The organism is Streptomyces uncialis (genome assembly GCF_036250755.1).
Lineage (GTDB): Bacteria > Actinomycetota > Actinomycetes > Streptomycetales > Streptomycetaceae > Streptomyces > Streptomyces uncialis.
The window spans coordinates 642,396-658,832 of sequence record NZ_CP109583.1; the positions used below are offsets into that span (position 1 = coordinate 642,396).

Below are 16,437 nucleotides of genomic sequence, written 5' to 3' on the forward strand. Positions count from 1 at the left end.
ACCGCACACGAAGGAAGTGAGCACTCATGACCGGTACACCGCATCAGCCCTTCACCCATCTCGGGCAGCTGCTCGACCGCCAGGCGGAGCTGCGCCCCGATGCCGCCGCCCTCCACGCGCCGGGGCGGGAGCCGACCGGCTACCGACGGCTGCGGGACCGCGTCGCATCGACCGGCGCGGCCCTGGCCGCTCTCGGCGTGGGCCGCGGCAGCCGGGTCGCCCTCGTCCTGCCCAACGGCCCCGACCTGGCGCTCGCGTTCCTCGCGGTGGCCGCCCACGCCACCGCCGCCCCGCTCAACCCGGCCTACCGGGAGCAGGAGTTCGCGTTCTACCTCGACGACATGGGCGCGGACGCGCTGCTCGTCGAGGAGGGCAGCGACTCGGCGGCGATCGCCGTGGCCAAGGACCGCGGCATCCGGATCGTCGAGCTCGCACCCGACGCTTCCGGCCCGGCCGGTACCTTCGGCCTGCGCTCCTCGGCCGAAGCGGTGCCCGCCCCCCGCACCGGATGGGCGGCACCGGACGAGACCGCGCTCCTGCTGCACACGTCGGGCACCACGGCACAGCCCAAACTCGTCCCCCTCACCCATGCCAACCTGGGCGCGGCGGCCGGCAACACCCGGGCGGCCTTCGCCCTCGGCGCCAACGACCTGTGCCTGAGCGTCATGCCGCTGTTCCACGCGCACGGCCTGACCAGCACCCTGATCGCCGCGCTGGCCGGCGGCGGCGGCATCGTGTGCACCCCCGGTTTCTCCGACACCCTCTTCTTCGACTGGCTCAGCGAGTTCCGGCCCACCTGGTACACCGCCGTGCCCACCATGCACCAGGCGCTGTTGGCGGTGGCGGGTGAGCACGCCGCCGAACTCGCCTCCAGCGCCCTGCGGTTCATCCGCTCCGCGTCGGCCCCGCTGCCGGGCCCCGTCCTGAACGCGCTGGAGGACGTCTTCCGGGCGCCGGTCATCGAGGCGTACGGGATGACCGAGGCCGGCTCGCTGGTCACCAGCAACCCCCTGCCCCCGGGCAACCGCAAACTCCGTTCCGTGGGAATCCCGGTCGGCGAACCCGTCACCGTACTGGACAAGGCCGGACGTCCGCTCGGCCCCGGGCAGTCGGGCGAGATCGCCATCCGGGGTGCGAATGTGACAGCCGGCTACGAGCACAACCCGGAGGCCAACCGGGTGGCCTTCTCCGACGGCTGGTTCCGCACCGGCGACGAGGGCCGGCTCGACGAGGACGGCTACCTCTACATCGTCGGGCGCAGCAAGGAGATCATCAACCGGGGCGGCTCCAAGGTGTCCCCGGCCGAGGTCGACGACGTACTCACGGGCCACCCCGCCGTCAAGATCGCGGTGGCGTTCGGGTTGCCGCACCCCACGCTCGGCGAGGACCTCGCCGTGGCGATCGTGCCCCACACCGGGACAACCGTCACCGAGCGTGAGATCCGCGAGTTCGCCGCGGAGCGCGTCGCCGACCACAAGGTCCCCAGCCGGGTGTTCCTCATGGCCGAGGTCCCCAAGAGCCCGGCCGGCAAGGTGCAGCGGCTCAAGCTCGCCGAGATCGTCGCCACGGCCACCGCCGGGCCGACGCGGGAGCCGCGAGGTCCCCTGGAGCGGCGGATCGCCGCACTGTGGGCCGAGGTGCTGGAGCGCGACCGGGTCGCCCCGGACGAGAACTTCTTCGACCTCGGTGGCAACTCCCTGCTGCTCGCCAGGCTCTCGGCCAGGCTGCACGACACCTTGGGCCGCGAACTGCCTGTGGTGGTCCTGACGATGTACCCCACCGTCAGCTCGCTCGCCGCTCATCTGGCCGGCGACGGCAACGCCGAGGTGACGCCCGAGATCACCGGGTCCCGCAAGGAAGGAGCGGCGGACCGCGGCAAGGACCGGCTGCTGCGCAAGCGCGGCCTCAGGAAGCGGACCGTGACCGAGGAGAGCAACTGATGGAGCACACCGTGGCCGCGCACGACCCTGAGGCTTCGGCCGCCCCGCCCGCGACGCCTCCGCGGGGCGCGCGCGCACACGACACGAGCGGACCGGACGGCTCCGAAGCACGCGGGCCCGTCGAGGACGGGGGCACCCTGACCGGTCTGGAGATCGCCGTCATCGGTCTGTCGTGCCGCTTCCCCGGGGCACCCGACGCCGCGGCCTTCTGGCGCAACCTCAGTTCGGGCACCGAGTCCATCACCGTGTTCACCCCTGAGGAGTTGGCGGCAGCCGGCGTCCCCCAGGAGCAGATCGACGACCCCGACTACGTACCCGCGCAAGGGGTACTGGAGGATGCCGAGCTGTTCGACGCGGAGTTCTTCGGGTTCAACCCGAAGGAGGCCGGACTTCTGGACCCCCAGCACCGGGTGCTGCTCGAATGCGCCTGGGCGGCCCTGGAGGACGCCGGGTACGACCCCAAGTCGGTGCCGGGTCCGGTCGGCGTCTACGCGGGCTCCTACTACGGCAGTTATCTCGCCCGGCTCGCCGCGGACGCCGACCCCACCGACGCGGCCGAGGAGTTCGCCCGCAACCTGGCCAACGAGAAGGACTACCTCGCGACGCGGATCGCCTACAAGTTCGGTCTCACCGGCCCCGCCCTCACGGTCCAGACCGCCTGCTCGACCTCGCTCGTCGCCGTTCACCTCGCCTGCCAGTCGCTGCTCAGCGGCGACTGCGACACGGCACTGGCGGGCGGCGCGACCGTCCGTGCCCGGCAGGCCGGCTATGTCTTCCAGCCCGGCGGCATCTTCTCCTCCGACGGGCACTGCCGCCCGTTCGACGCCGCGGCGGAGGGCACCGTCGCCTCCAACGGCGCCGGTGTGGTCGTCCTCAAGCGTCTGGAGGACGCTCTCGCCGACGGCGATCCGATCCGCGCCGTCATCAAGGGCTCGGCCGTGGGCAACGACGGTGCCGAGCGGGTCGGGTTCACCGCGCCCGGCGCGGCAGGCCAGGCCCGCATCATCGCCGCCGCGCTGGAGACCGCCGGGACCGACCCGGCCACCGTCGGTTACGTCGAGACCCACGGCAGTGGCACGCCTGTCGGCGACCCGATCGAGATCGAGGCCCTCGTCCGGGTCTTCCGCCGGGGCGGCGCGGCCCGTGGCGGCTGCGCGATCGGCGCGGTCAAGGGCAACATCGGGCACACCCATGTGGCCTCCGGCATCGCGGGACTCATCAAGACGGTCCTCGCGCTGGAGCACCGGCAGATCCCGCCCAGCCTGCATTTCGACAAGCCCAACCCGGACATCGACTTCGACGCGACCCCGTTCTACGTCAACACCCGTCTCGCCCCGTGGCGCGACGACCACGGGCCGCGCAGGGCGGGCGTCAGCTCCTTCGGTATGGGTGGCACCGGCGCCCACGTGGTCCTGGAGGAGGCGTCCTCGTACACGGCGGGCGGCGTCTCCCCGGCGGGGACCGGAGCTCAGGCGGCCGACGGGGGCCGACCGCAGCTCCTCGTGCTGTCCGCCCGCACCCCGGTCGCCCTGGACGAGGCCACCGACCGGCTCGCGGACCGTCTGGAGACCGCCACCGACCTCCCGCTCCCCGCCGTCGCGCACACGTTGCAGAGCGGACGCCGGGCCTTCCCCCACCGCCGCTTCCTCGTCGCCGGAAGTCTGCCGGAGGCCGCTGCCGCGCTGCGCGCCCACGATCCCCGTAGCCTGCGCGGCGGCCACCACGAGGGCCCGGCACCCTCGGTCGCCTTCCTGCTGCCCGGCCTCGGTGAGCAACGCCCCGGCATGGGGCGCGAACTCTACGACCAGGAGCCGGTCTTCCGGGCCGCCGTCGACCGCTGCGCCGAGATCCTGCGCCCCCACCTGGGGCTCGACCTGCGCACCCTGATCCATCCGGCGCCCGAGCCCGCGACCGCCGCCGACGGCCGCCCCGACCTGCGCCGACTGCTGGGCCGGGGCGCCACGGGCGGCGCCACCCCGCGCACCGAACTCGACCGCACGCTCTACGCGCAGCCGGCCGTCTTCGTCCTGGAGTACGCCCTCGGCCTCCTGTGGCAGTCCTGGGGAGTACGGCCCGACGCGCTGATCGGGTACAGCATCGGCGAGTACGCGGCCGCCTGTCTGGCCGGGGTGCTCTCCCTCGACGACGCCCTGTTGCTCGTCGCGTCCCGGGCCCGTCTCATCGAGGAGCTGCCCGGCGGCGCCATGCTCGCGGTGCCCCTGTCCGAGCGGCGGGTGCGCTCCCTGCTCGGCGAGGGCCTGTCGCTCGCGGCCGTCAACGGTGCCGAGCTGTGTGTCGTCGCCGGGGAGACCGAGCGGATCGACGCGCTGGCGGAACGGCTCACCGGTGAGGACATCGCCGTCCGCGCACTGCGCACCTCCCACGCGTTCCACTCGCACATGATGCAACCGGCCGTCGAACGGTTCACCGAACTCGTCGCCGGTATCCGGCTCGCCCCGCCCCGCATCCCCTACGTCTCGAACGTCACCGGCGACTGGATCACCCCGGACCAGGCCACCGACCCCGTCTTCTGGGGCCGCCATCTGCGCCACCCGGTGCGCTTCGCGGACGGCGTCGCCCGGCTGTGGGGCGATACGGGGCGGCTCCTGCTGGAGATCGGTCCCGGGCAGTCCCTGAGCAGCCTCGCCCTCCAGGCCCGGCCCGCGGGCCAGGACGAAGCCCGTCGGCCCGCGGCCTTCGCCTCGCTGCCCGGCGAGTACGACCGGCAGAGCGAGGAGGGCTTCCTGCTCTCCACCGCCGGCAAGCTCTGGTCGGCGGGCGTCGACCTGGACTGGCCGGCTCTGCGCGGCGGCGGCGCTCCGAAGGTGTCGCTGCCGGCCTACCCGTTCGAACGCCGCAGGCACTGGGTCGATCCCGGACCGGCGCGGTGGACCGGGACACCCGCGCCGTCCCTGGTGAAGAAGCCGGACATCACCGACTGGTTCCAGGTGCCCGTCTGGGAACCGCTGCCCCCGCACCCCACAGGGGCCCGCTCCGGCGAACAGACGGAGACAGGAGCCGACTGGCTGCTCTTCCTCGACGACCACGGCACGGGCGACTCGCTCGCCGAGGGACTCACCGCGGCGGGCCACCGGGTCACGACCGTGCGGGCGGGCGCCAGATGGCGGCAGGTGTCGGACGGCGCGTACGAGATCGCCCCGGGCGACGGCGAGGACTACCGGCGCCTGGCAGCCGACCTGGACGCACGCGGCAGATTCCCCGGGCACCTGGTCCACCTGTGGACGGTCGGGCCACGCCTGCCGCTCGGCATCACGCTGGAACGCGGGTTCTCCAGCCTGCTGCGGCTCAACCACGCGACGGCGGGCCGCGACGGCGCGGCGACCCTGGACATCGCCGTGGTCACCAGCAACGCTCACGCGGCGCCCGGCACCGGGGATCTCGCACCGGAGAAGGCCACCGTCCTCGGTCCGTGCCTGGTGTTGCCGCTGGAGCAGCCGCAGACCGCGTGCCGTGCCATCGACATCACGCTGCCCGAGGGGCAGGCCGGCGCCGAACGCCTCCTCGCCGAGCTGCTGCGTCCGTCCGGACGCACGCTGACCGTGCTGCGCGGCCGCGAGCGCTGGGCCCCCGGCCACCGACCGGTCCGGCTGACCGCCGACGACTCCGCGGCGGGCCGTCCCCGTCCCGGCGGCGTCCACCTGATCACCGGTGGCTTCGGCGGGGTGGGCCTGACCCTTGCCCGCCACCTGGCACGGACCCCGGGCACCCGGCTCGTGCTCGTCGGCCGCAGCCCCCTGCCGCCTCGCGAGACCTGGGACGACTGGCTCGCCGAACGCCCCGCCGACGACCCTGCCGCACAGCGTGTCCTCGCCGTACGCGAACTGGAGGCGCTGGGAGCGGAGGTGCTCCCCGTCGCGGCCGACGTCACCGACGAGGCCCGGATGCGGGCGGTCGCCGACGAGGTGGTCCGCAGGTTCGGCGCGGTCCACGGCCTGGTGCATGCCGCAGGCGTACCCGCCATGGGTCTCGCCCAGCTCAAGGACGTGGACACGGCGCTGCGCGTGCTCGCCCCCAAGGTGGCGGGCGGACTCGTCATCGACGCCCTCTCCCGGGAACTGAAACCGGAATACACCGTGCTGTGCTCCTCCACGCTGGCGCTGACCGGCGGTGTCGGTCAGGTCGACTACGTCGCGGCCAACGCCTTCCTCGACGTCCTCGCCCACAGCGGCGACCGGGCCGGAAGCCCACGGATCGTGTCCGTCAACTGGGACGGCTGGCAGGACGTGGGTATGGCGGCCCGCCTGATCGGCGAGCCCCGCACGGGTGGCGGTCGCACCGGTCCGGTCGACCATCCGCTGATCGACGAGTGCCTGGCCGACGACGACAACCGGGCGGTCTACGCCGTCTCCCTGTCCACCGCCACTTCCTGGCTGATCGACGAGCACCGCATGGCGGGCAGCGCCGTCGTGCCGGGCACCGGTCACCTGGAACTGGTCAGGGCCGCCCACGAGCACCAGCGCGGCGGCACCGGTGTGGAGCTGCGCGAGGTCACCTTCCTCTCGCCGGTCGTCGTCGGCGAGGACCGGCACCACGAGTTGCGGGTGGTCCTGGACAAGGCCGAGCGGCCGATGCGGTTCTCCGTGGTGAGCCGCGTCGTTCCGGACGCCCCGGGAGCCGACGGCGACGGGTGGCACGTCCATGTGACCGGCGAGGTCGGACCGCTCGACGACCCGGGGCCCGCGCGGCGGCACGATGTGGCCGCGCTGATCGCGGACGCGGGCATGCGGGACCTCGGCGCCGTCGAGCACACCGGACCGATGGGGTTCGGGCCCCGCTCGCACTGCCTGCGCCGGGTGTACCTGGGAGAGCGGGAGGCACTCGCCGAACTCGAACTGCCCGAGGAGTTCGCCGACGACCTCCAGCACATCAGGCTGCACCCCTCGCTGCTGGACCTGGCCGCCGGTTTCCACGGTATGAACCTGGCCCGCGAGTTCCGTATCCCGCTCTCCTACGGGCGGCTGCGCCTCCTCTCCCCGCTGCCTCGCCGGATCTTCAGCCACCATCGCTTCCACGGGCCCGACGAAGCGGGCAAGGAGGTCTTCACCGCGGACTTCAGGCTGCTCGACGCGGACGGCCGGGAGGTCGCCGTCATCGAGGACTTCGTCCTCAAACGCGTCGCCGACCTGACCACCCGGATCGGCGCGCTGCGCGACGGCACCTCGGCCGAGGTCGCCCCGTACCGCTTCCCGCCGGCGGCCCGCTCCTCCCTGGCCAACAGCGCGGCGGGCGGTCTGCGGGACCACCTCGACCAGGGCATCCGGCCCGAGGAGGGGGTCGAGGCGCTGCTGCGCGTGCTCGGCTCCGACGTGGGGCCCCAGGTCGTCGTGGTCACCAAGGACCTGGACGCCGTCCGCGCGGACATCCTGGGTACCAGCGCCGGCACAGCGGCCCCGGCGGCCGGAGCGGACATCGGGGCGGCGCACCCGCGGCCCCATGTAGGCACCGCCTACGCGGCGCCCGCCGACTCCGTGCAGGCACGACTCGCCGCGCTCTGGGCGGAGTTGCTCGGACTTCGCGAGATCGGGATACACGACGACTTCTTCGAACTGGGGGGTCATTCCCTGCTCGGCCTCCAGCTGGTCGCCCGGGTCCGGCGCGCGTTCGGCGTGGACATCCCGCTGAGCACCCTCTTCGAGGCGCTGACCGTCGCGGAGTTCGCCGACGTGCTCCGCCCCCAGCTCGGGGAGAGCCCTCACCAACCGATCCAAATGAGCCCAGCCGAAAAGGAGTTGTCCCAATGACGGAAACCCTGCGTACGGTCGGTGTCGTCGGTGCCGGAGTCATGGGTACCGGTCTCGCGCAGTCCCTGGCGCAGAGCGGCCACGAGGTGATCCTCGTCGACCGTACCGACGAAATTCTCGACCGGGCCCGCCAGGAGATCGCCCAGGGGCTGCGGTTCAGCAGGGTCCTCGGCGCGAAGGGACCCACCGAGGACCGGCAGGTCGTCGCCAAGCGCATCGCGTACACCACCCGGTACGAGGGCTTCGACACCGTCGACTTCGTGATCGAGAACATCACCGAGGACTGGGATCTCAAGCGCGGGGTGTACGAACGCATCGACCCGCTCTGCCCCCCGCACGCCGTCTTCGCCGCCAACACCTCGGTCATCCCGATCACCAGGATCGGCGCGTCCGTCACCCGCTCCGACCGGGTCCTCGGCATGCATTTCATGAACCCCGTGCCCCTGAAGCCGACCGTCGAGATGATCCGGGGCCACCACACCACCGACGCCACCCTGGACACCGCCCACCGGCTGCTCGCCCAGATTGGCAAGGAGGGTGTGGTGGTCCAGGACTCCCCGGGGTTCGTCTCCAACCGGGTTCTGATGCTCACCGTGAACGAGGCCGTCTACCTCGTGCACGAGGGGGTCGCCACCGCGGAGGAGGTCGACCGGATCTTCCGGAGCTGCTTCGGCCACCCGATGGGCCCGCTGGCGACCGCCGACCTCATCGGCCTGGACACCATCCTCCAGTCCGTGCAGGGTCTGCACACCGCGTTCGCCGACAGCAAGTACCGGCCGTGCCCGCTGCTGGTCCGAATGGTCGACGCCGGCCTCCTCGGCCGCAAGAGCGGACGCGGCTTCTTCGACTACGCCACGGCCCGGGCCACATAGACCGGCGCGTCCCGTACCCCCGATTCCCGTCTTCGTGCCCCACCCGAGAGAAACGGTCAGGCCATGCCCCACGACACGACCATCGAAGAGGCCAAGCCGAAGATCCGCGAGTTCCTCGCCCGGTTCTTCGGCGATCACCGGATCGCCGACGACGAGGACATCTTCGCGACCGGCTTCGTGAACTCCCTCTTCATCATGCAGCTGGTCCTCTTCGTCGAGAGCGAGTTCGCGCTCACCGTCGAGGACGAGGACCTGGAGATCGAGAACTTCAGCACGGTCGACGCGGTCGCGGCCCTGGTGACCCGTAAGTGCTCCGCGCCCGTCAGCAGCTGACCGCCCGCCCCGGTACGGAGATCATCATGGCCACACGCGTACAACTGACCCCCGAACAGGCCGCGGTGCGCGAGGAGTACGAATCCTTCGCCCGCGACCACATCGCCCCGCACGCGGATGCCTGGGACCGGAGCGCGGCAGTTCCCGAGGAGTTCATCACCACGATCGCCGCCACCGGGTATCTCGGCGCTTGCGTCCCGGCCGCGTACGGCGGCAGCGCTCTCGACGCGATCGGCTTCGGCCTGCTCAACGAGGAGACGGGACGGGCCTGTTCCTCCGTGCGCAGCCTGCTGACCGTGCACGGCATGGCCTCGCAGGCCATCGGGCGCTGGGGCACCGCGGCCCAGCGCGAGAGCTGGCTGCCCCGGCTGGCCACCGGAGCCGCCATCGGCGCCTTCGCCCTCACCGAACCCGGCGCGGGCAGTGATGTGAAGGGGCTCGTCACCACCGCCCGCCGCACCGAGGACGGGTTCGTCCTCGACGGCGCCAAGCGGTGGATCACCTTCGGCCAGCGGGCCGACGTCTATCTCCTGTTCGCCCGCCTCGACGGCCGCGAGACCGCCTTCCTGGTGGAGCGCGGCGCACCCGGCCTCCATGTCACCCCCGTCCGGGGCATCCTGGGCACGCGCGCGTCCATGCTCGCCGAACTGGAGCTGCGGGACTGCCGCGTGCCGGCCGAGGCCCTGCTGGGCAAGCCGGGCTTCGGACTGACCGCGGTCGCCGCGACCGCCCTGGAACTCGGCCGCTACAGCGTCGCCTGGGGCTGTGTGGGCCTGATCCAGGCATGCCTGGACGCCTCTTTGTCCTACGCCGACCGGCGCGAGCAGTTCGGCAAGCGGCTGCGCGACCACCAGCTCGTCCAGCGCATGCTCGCCGACATGGCCACCGGCGCCGCGGCGGCCCGGCTGCTGTGCCAGCAGGCCGGCTGGCTGCGCGAGGCGGGTGACGCGCAGAGCGTGCACGCCACCTGGCTCGCCAAGTACTTCGCGTCCACCACCGCCTTCCGCAGCGCCGCGGACGCCGTCCAGGTCCACGGCGCGCACGGCTGCGGCGAGGAGTACCCCGTACAGCGCTACATGCGGGACGCGAAGGTGATGGAGCTCATCGAGGGCACCACCGAGTTGCAGCAGACGACCATCGCCCAGTCCGCGTACGTCGGACACGCGCCGGCCCGCCCCGCGACCGCCCCGGCGGCGACATCGAATGCGGCTTCGGCCGACGACGAGAAGGTGACGGCATGAGCAGCGAGAGCACGGGCGCGCGCCCCGCGAGGACCGTGAAGTGCGTGGTGTGGGATCTGGACAACACCGTCTGGGACGGCATCCTCCTGGAGGACGGTGACGTACCGCTGCGCCCCGGCATCAGGGAGGTCATCACGGAACTCGACCGGCGCGGCATCCTCCAGTCCGTGGCCAGTCGCAACGACCACGAGGCCGCGTCCGCGGCGCTGGAACGCCACGGCCTGCTCGACTACTTCCTGTATCCGCAGATCACCTGGTCCGCGAAGTCGGAGTCCGTACGCGCCATCGCCGCCTCCCTCAACCTGGGCCTCGACGCGTTCGCCTTCGTCGACGACGACCCCTTCGAACGGGCCGAAGTGGCCTACGCGGTGCCCGAACTGCTCTGCGTGGACGCCACCGACGCCGCCGCACTGACCGGCCGGCCGGAGTTCACCCCCCGCTTCATCACGGACGACTCCGCCAAACGCCGGACCATGTACCGCGCGGACCAGGTACGGGCCGAGGTGGAGCGCGAGTACAGCGGGCCGACGGAGGACTTCCTCGCCACCCTGGACATGCGCTTCACCATCGCCCGGGCCACCGAGGAGGACCTTCAGCGCGCCGCGGAACTCACCGTCCGCACCAACCAGCTCAACACCACCGGCTACACCTACTCCTACGAGGAACTCGACGCGTTCCGCACGTCGCCCGACCACGAGCTGCTCGTCGCGCGGCTGGTGGACCGGCACGGCCCGTACGGCACCATCGGTCTCGTCCTGATCGAACGCGGCTCCGGTGCCTGGCGGATCAAGCTGCTGCTGATGTCGTGCCGGGTGATGGCCCGGGGGGTGGGCGGCGTCCTCATCACCTATCTGCGGGAGCGCGCCAAGGACGCCGGGGTGCGGCTGCTGTCGGAGTTCCTGCCCAACGGCCGCAACCGCATGATGTTCGTGACGTACAAGTTCTCCCGCTTCCGCGAGGTCGCCCGGGACGGCGAACTCGTCACCCTGGAGGCCGATCTCACCGACATCCCGGCCTACCCCGACTACATGAAGATCACCGTGCCGGACACCCTGGACGGTGCGCTGTGAGCGCGGCGCCGGCGCCGCGGAGCTGGCTCGTCACCCCCCGGCCCCGCCCCGAGGCCCGGCTGCGAGTGCTCTGCTTCGCCTACGCGGGCGGTGGCAGTGCCGCCTTCACCGGCTGGGCCGACGCGCTTCCCTCGGACGTCGAGTTGAGCGCGGTACGCCTGCCGGGCCGCGAGTCCCGCATCCTGCAGCGGCCCTACACCGATATCGACGAGCTCCTGCCCGACCTGGTGCAGGCCGTGTCGTCCTACTGCCGGGAGCCATTCGTGCTGTTCGGCCACAGCATGGGCGCGCTCATCGCCTACGCGTACGCCCGCCGGCTGCGCGACGCCGGGCTGCGCGGGCCCGAGCACCTGGTCGTCTCCGGGCGGCGCGCGCCCCAGCTCACCCACAACCGACCCCTCGTCCACGACCTGCCGGACCACGAACTGCTCGATCGGCTGCGGGAGTTCGGCGGCACCACCGCCGAGGTCCTCTCCGATCCGCGGACGATGCGCCTGGTCATGCCCGGCCTACGGGCCGACTTCCAGCTCAACGACACCTACCGCTACACGCCGGAGCCCCGGCTCGACTGCCCGGTCACGGCCTTCGGCGGACGGCAGGACAGCCACGTCGACGAGGACGGAATCGCCGCCTGGGCCGACCGGACCACGGGCCCTTTCACCATGCGGATGCTCGATGGCGGGCACTTCTTCCTCCATTCCTCCCAGGCTGAACTGCTGCGCGCGATCAAGGTCGTGCTGCACCGCACGACGGGCAGCACCGTTGCATGAGCGGCCTCAGGAACACCTGGCCGCCCAGCCCCGACCGGGTGGACGTGGACACCTCGTGCGTGCACGTGTGGCGCATCGGGCTGGACGTGTCGCAGGACCGGCTCACCGAGCTGCGCTCCCGGCTCTCCCCGGCGGAGGAGGCCCGCGCCCGCCGGTGCCGGCTGCCGGTCGAACGGGACCGGTTCGTGGTCGGCCGGGCCGCGCTCCGCGACATACTGTCCCGCTGCACGGGGGTGAGCCCGGGGCGGCTGCTTCTGGTGCGCAGCGCGCGCGGCCGTCCCCGGCTGGCGGGCCCGACCACCCAGGGCCTCGACTTCAACCTCTCGCACTCCGCGGCCACCGCGCTGCTCGCGGTGGCCCGCGACGGCCAGGTGGGGATCGACGTCGAGGTCGTCGACCCGGCGCTTGACCACCGGGCCATGGCGACCCGCTTTCTCGGCGCCGACGAGGCGGCGGCCGTCCGTGCGCTGCCGGACGCCGAGGGGCGTCGGGCGTTCTTCACCGGCTGGACCCGGCGTGAGGCGTACGCGAAGGCGAACGACTGCCGTGTCCCGGTGGAGTTGGAGGAATCCGGGGCGTGGAATGTGTGGGATCTTACGGTGGGATACGGCGTGCGCGCCGCACTGGTGGCGCCCGCCCCCGTGAGCACTGTCCGCTGCTGGACCTGGCAGGGCACCGGGGTGCCGGGGCGCGCCGTGATCCCGAACGGCCGAACCCGTCAGAACCAGGAGTAGATCCACATGCCCGCACCATCGACTCTCTGGTGGTTCTTCACCGCCTCAGTGGTCCTGTTACTCATTCCCGGCCCGTCCGTGCTGTACGTGAGCGGACGCACCCTTGACCAGGGCTCGCGCGCCGGACTGCTGTCCACCCTCGGCCTGGCCTGCGGGGACTTCATCCAGGTACTCGCGGCCGTCGTCGGGCTCTCCGCACTGGTGGCCTCGTCCGAGACCGCCTTCCAGGTGGTCAAGTACGCCGGCGCCCTCTATCTCGTCTATCTGGGCATCCGCCGGCTGCGTACCCCCGTCGAGGTCGCCGCTCCGGCCGGGGAGAAGCGGACGGAGGTCCCGAGCGGCCGGATCGTCCTCGAAGGACTGGTGGTCAACGCGCTCAACCCGAAGAGCACCATGTTCTTCCTCGCCTTCCTGCCGGCCTTCGTCGACAGGGACGCCGGCGCCGTGTGGCTCCAGACCTTCGTACTCGGCCTGATCTTCGTACTCGTCGGCATGGTCACCAACAGCGGCTGGGGGCTGCTGACCAATCTTGTCCGCGGCCGTGCCCAGCAGAGCAAGGGTTTCCTGAACGTCCAGCGCTACGTCGGCGGAGGCGTCTTCCTGGCCCTCGCCGGGGTCGTCCTCAGTACCGGGTCCAGCGAGTAGTCGACATGGGTGCGCAGCCGCGCGCCACGGAAGGAGCACCCCGGATGACCGGTCAGCGATCGGCACCACGCGTCCCCGCCGCCCCCGGCGAGGACGCACCGGCTTGGAAGCTGTCCGCGAACGAGAACCCCTTCCCACCGCTGCCAGGCGTCCTGGACAGCGCCGTGGCCGCGGCCGGCAGCCTCAACCGCTATCCGGACCCCGCCTGCCGGCGCCTGACCGCGGAACTCGCCGGCCACCTGGGCGTCCCGCCGGAGCACATCGCGGTCGGCATCGGCTCCGTCGGTGTCACCCAGCAACTCCTCCAGGCGACCGCGGGCCCCGGTGACGAGGTGCTCTTCGCGTGGCGCTCCTTCGAGGCGTATCCGGAGCTGACCGCGGTCGTCGGGGCGACCCCGGTCCAGGTGCCGCTCACCCCGGGCGCGGTGCACGACCTCGACGCCATGCTGGACGCGGTCACCCCGCGCACCCGCGTGGTCTTCGTCTGCAACCCCAACAATCCCACCGGCACGGTGGTGCACCGGGCAGCACTGGAGCGCTTCCTCGACCGGATACCGCCCACCGCGCTGGTGGTGCTCGACGAGGCGTACCTCGAATTCGTCCGCGACGACGATGTCCCGGACGGCATCGACCTCTACCGGGAGCGTCCGCGCGTCTGCGTCCTGCGTACCTTCTCCAAGGCGTACGGGCTGGCCGGCCTGCGCGTGGGGTACGCCGTCGCGCACGAGCCGGTCGCGACGGCCCTGCGCGCGACCGCGCTGCCGTACGGTGTCACCCTGCTCGCGCAGGACGCGGCAGTGGCCTCGCTGCGTGAAGGACCGGCGATGCGCGAACGCGTCGAGGCACTCGTCGTCGAACGTGAACGGCTGCACGCCGCACTCACGGCCCAGGGCTGGGACGTGCCCTCGTCGCAGGCGAACTTCGTATGGCTGCCCACCGCGGAACGCACCACGGAGTTCACCGCGGCCTGCGCGCGCGACGGCGTACTCGTCCGGGGCTTCCCGAACGAGGGGGTCCGCGTCAGTGTCGGTACCAGCGTGGCCAACGACCAGTTCCTCCAGCTCGCCGCGTACCACCGCAAGACGTGGAGTCGGTGAAACGCCCGAATCGGATGATTCACCCACGTAGACATCAGGGGACGGGCGTTCGCCCCGCGTGCGAGCACGCACGGGCAGGGGCGAGGCCCGCCGAAGTCCCGCGGGACGGCCACGAAGTTCCCGTCCCGCGGCGGCCCGCGCCGCTCGGCGGGCTAGAGTGCGGGCGCATGAGCGACTTTCCGACCCTCACGACCCCGCCCTTCGGGCGCTTCGACTCCGCGTCTCCCGCGCTGGACCGACCCGACCTGACGCCGCCCGCGGTCACCGAGGCGCTGCGCGGCTGGGAGCACCGCACGGCGGCCGAGTCCGTGCTCTATGTGGACACCGACCCGGAGAAGGCGGACACCGCCGTGTTCTCCGAGGTGTACGACGTGCCCCTGGAGGTGGGCGCGAACTGTGTGGTGGTCGCGGCCAAGCGCGGGCAGGAGCAGATCCTGGTCGGATGCGTGGTGCTGGCCACCACCCGCCTGGACGTCAACAGGACGGTGCGCAAGCGCCTCGGTGCCCGCAAGGCGTCCTTCGCGTCGATGGACACCGCGGTCGCCGAGACGGGTATGGAATACGGCGGCATCACTCCGATCGGGCTCCCCGCCGCCTGGCCGCTGCTGATCGACGAGGCCGTCGCGGCCACCCCCTACGTCCTGATCGGCAGCGGACGGCGACGCGGGAAGCTGATCCTGCCCGGGGCCGCCCTCGCTCAGCTCCCGAGCGCGGAGGTGGTCTCCGGGCTGGCGGTCCCGGTCGCCTCGGAGCCCTCCGCGGAGAGCCCGCCCGTCCGGTAGCGGACCAGTACCCGAAGCTCGCCTGACCGTGTCCTGGGGTGGGGTGGTGAAGTGTCACGGGCAGGGAGTCGCGTCAAGGAGTTCTTGTGGAAGGCCCGTGAGTACAGGGGCCTTCGCAGGACGTCCGGGTGGCGGTGGACGGCTCCGGGCTCCACCAGGGCGGGGGGGAATCGTCGGCGAGGGTGCGGCGGGTGTTGCCCGGGGTCCGGTCCCAGCGCTGTTCGATGCGTTCCCGCGCCAAGGCGGGGCCTGTGACGAAGAGGTCGCCAGGGTTGATGACCTGCTGTGATCCGGCTGTCTACGCGTTGCCCGGCTTGTCGCGGCAGGAGTAACGGTCGATATCGGCTTCCTGAGGTCTGGCGTTCTCGCGGACTTGTTGAGGGACACCGGAAAGGTTGATCTCGAAGTCACGGTCCCAGTCATTGCCGCGCGCGTACTCGACGAGGGCCTGCTTGAGCTTCTCGCAGTCGCCGCGGTGGCCCTTGAGCATGGCGATGCCGTAGTCGTTGAACGGGCCGAACGTCACGTCTTCCTGGACGGTGAAGCTGGGGTCGTCCGCCGCGAATCCGTAGAGAATCAGCTGGTCGGTGGAGACGGCGTCGCTCTGCCCCTTGCGCAGTCTTTTGATGCAGTCGCGCGCGTCTGTCACCGAAATGGTGCGGATCTTCTCGTGCGCGGGTCTGGCGAGCTCCCTCTCGGAGGTAGTGCCTTTCCAGACGCAGACTTCCTTCCCGTGGAGATCGTCGAGGCTCTGGTAGCGCCCGGCGTCCCCGGTGCGCACGAGGATGCCCTGGTGGGTGGATGCGTAGGGGCCCACGAAGTCGAGCCCATCGCCCTTCTCCGACTTCGGCGCCATCCGCTGCGTCGTGATCGAATAGGTGGCCGCGACGAGCTGGACGTCACCCTTGTGCAGGTCGCGGGCCCGGTTCTCGGACAGCACGCCTTCGAAATCCACCGACTCGACCCCCACCGCGCGGAGCACCTCCGTGGCGACCGTGATGTCGAAACCCGCGAACTGGCCGTCGTGGGGGGAGTGGCTCGTGCCCGGCTGATCGCTCTTGGCGCCGACCTCGATCCTCCCCTCGGCGAACAGCGACGGGGGTTCCGAGGAGCACCCGGAGAGGGCGGCTCCCGTAAGTGCCGCCGCGGCGGCACCGGCGCGGATGGCGCGGGAACGGCGTCTGTCCATGA

At 71.8% G+C, this 16,437-nt stretch carries 12 protein-coding genes; 11 read left to right on the top strand and 1 reads right to left on the bottom strand.

All coding sequences use genetic code 11. From position 1 onward, the window contains the following. The first annotated feature begins 26 nt into the window (after positions 1 to 26). The 11 genes from OG711_RS02320 (at position 27) to OG711_RS02370 (ending at position 15,246) form a co-directional block, all read left to right on the top strand. On the top strand, positions 27 to 1,940 hold the full coding sequence (locus tag OG711_RS02320; protein WP_329558208.1) for a non-ribosomal peptide synthetase: 1,914 nt from the start codon (positions 27 to 29) through the stop codon (positions 1,938 to 1,940). Beyond that, a complete protein-coding gene (locus OG711_RS02325; protein WP_329558209.1) occupies positions 1,940 to 7,702 on the top strand; it encodes a type I polyketide synthase in 5,763 nt (1,920 codons plus the stop codon). The genes OG711_RS02320 and OG711_RS02325 overlap by 1 nt, the downstream gene beginning before the upstream one ends. Then, positions 7,699 to 8,574 carry a 3-hydroxyacyl-CoA dehydrogenase family protein gene (locus OG711_RS02330; protein WP_329558210.1) on the top strand — a complete coding sequence of 292 codons (876 nt, stop codon included), beginning with the start codon at positions 7,699 to 7,701 and terminating at the stop codon, positions 8,572 to 8,574. The genes OG711_RS02325 and OG711_RS02330 overlap by 4 nt, the downstream gene beginning before the upstream one ends. 63 nt (positions 8,575 to 8,637) lie before the next feature. Beyond that, entirely contained in the window at positions 8,638 to 8,907 is a 270-nt protein-coding gene (locus OG711_RS02335) for an acyl carrier protein (protein ID WP_218623243.1), read from the top strand. Positions 8,908 to 8,933: 26 nt separating this feature from the next. Beyond that, positions 8,934 to 10,148 (top strand): acyl-CoA dehydrogenase family protein, encoded by a 1,215-nt coding sequence (locus OG711_RS02340; protein WP_329558211.1) that lies wholly within the window; start codon positions 8,934 to 8,936, stop codon positions 10,146 to 10,148. Continuing rightward, on the top strand, positions 10,145 to 11,218 hold the full coding sequence (locus OG711_RS02345; protein WP_073785949.1) for an HAD-IIIC family phosphatase: 1,074 nt from the start codon (positions 10,145 to 10,147) through the stop codon (positions 11,216 to 11,218). The genes OG711_RS02340 and OG711_RS02345 overlap by 4 nt, the downstream gene beginning before the upstream one ends. Then, complete coding sequence (locus OG711_RS02350) at positions 11,215 to 11,988, top strand: thioesterase II family protein (RefSeq protein ID WP_329558212.1); 774 nt, start codon at positions 11,215 to 11,217, stop codon at positions 11,986 to 11,988. Before OG711_RS02345 ends, OG711_RS02350 begins: the two co-directional genes overlap by 4 nt. Further along, entirely contained in the window at positions 11,985 to 12,722 is a 738-nt protein-coding gene (locus OG711_RS02355) for a 4'-phosphopantetheinyl transferase family protein (RefSeq protein ID WP_329558213.1), read from the top strand. The genes OG711_RS02350 and OG711_RS02355 overlap by 4 nt, the downstream gene beginning before the upstream one ends. Before the next feature lie 6 nt (positions 12,723 to 12,728). Beyond that, positions 12,729 to 13,367 carry a LysE family translocator gene (locus tag OG711_RS02360; RefSeq protein WP_266504736.1) on the top strand — a complete coding sequence of 213 codons (639 nt, stop codon included), beginning with the start codon at positions 12,729 to 12,731 and terminating at the stop codon, positions 13,365 to 13,367. 5 nt (positions 13,368 to 13,372) lie between these two features. Further along, positions 13,373 to 14,464: a histidinol-phosphate transaminase gene (gene hisC / locus OG711_RS02365; protein WP_405672595.1), complete on the top strand. Its 1,092-nt coding sequence runs from the start codon at positions 13,373 to 13,375 to the stop codon at positions 14,462 to 14,464. Positions 14,465 to 14,631: 167 nt separating this feature from the next. Then, on the top strand, positions 14,632 to 15,246 hold the full coding sequence (locus tag OG711_RS02370) for a YbaK/EbsC family protein (RefSeq protein ID WP_266504738.1): 615 nt from the start codon (positions 14,632 to 14,634) through the stop codon (positions 15,244 to 15,246). A 298-nt stretch (positions 15,247 to 15,544) separates the two neighbouring features. Here OG711_RS02370 and OG711_RS02375 read toward each other — a convergent pair whose 3' ends face one another. Continuing rightward, positions 15,545 to 16,435, bottom strand: a complete 891-nt coding sequence (locus OG711_RS02375; protein ID WP_329558214.1) for a transporter substrate-binding domain-containing protein — start codon at positions 16,433 to 16,435, stop codon at positions 15,545 to 15,547. Positions 16,436 to 16,437 lie beyond the last annotated feature (2 nt).

What these genes read in the sequence shown, in the direction of transcription:
- OG711_RS02320 (WP_329558208.1), top strand. Translation starts at nt 27, where the DNA reads ATGACCGGTACACCGCATCAGCCCTTCACCCATCTCGGGCAGCTGCTC.
- OG711_RS02325 (WP_329558209.1), top strand. Translation starts at nt 1,940, where the DNA reads ATGGAGCACACCGTGGCCGCGCACGACCCTGAGGCTTCGGCCGCCCCG.
- OG711_RS02330 (WP_329558210.1), top strand. Translation starts at nt 7,699, where the DNA reads ATGACGGAAACCCTGCGTACGGTCGGTGTCGTCGGTGCCGGAGTCATG.
- OG711_RS02335 (WP_218623243.1), top strand. Translation starts at nt 8,638, where the DNA reads ATGCCCCACGACACGACCATCGAAGAGGCCAAGCCGAAGATCCGCGAG.
- OG711_RS02340 (WP_329558211.1), top strand. Translation starts at nt 8,934, where the DNA reads ATGGCCACACGCGTACAACTGACCCCCGAACAGGCCGCGGTGCGCGAG.
- OG711_RS02345 (WP_073785949.1), top strand. Translation starts at nt 10,145, where the DNA reads ATGAGCAGCGAGAGCACGGGCGCGCGCCCCGCGAGGACCGTGAAGTGC.
- OG711_RS02355 (WP_329558213.1), top strand. Translation starts at nt 11,985, where the DNA reads ATGAGCGGCCTCAGGAACACCTGGCCGCCCAGCCCCGACCGGGTGGAC.
- OG711_RS02360 (WP_266504736.1), top strand. Translation starts at nt 12,729, where the DNA reads ATGCCCGCACCATCGACTCTCTGGTGGTTCTTCACCGCCTCAGTGGTC.
- hisC (WP_405672595.1), top strand. Translation starts at nt 13,373, where the DNA reads ATGGGTGCGCAGCCGCGCGCCACGGAAGGAGCACCCCGGATGACCGGT.
- OG711_RS02370 (WP_266504738.1), top strand. Translation starts at nt 14,632, where the DNA reads ATGAGCGACTTTCCGACCCTCACGACCCCGCCCTTCGGGCGCTTCGAC.
- OG711_RS02375 (WP_329558214.1), bottom strand. Translation starts at nt 16,435, where the DNA reads ATGGACAGACGCCGTTCCCGCGCCATCCGCGCCGGTGCCGCCGCGGCG.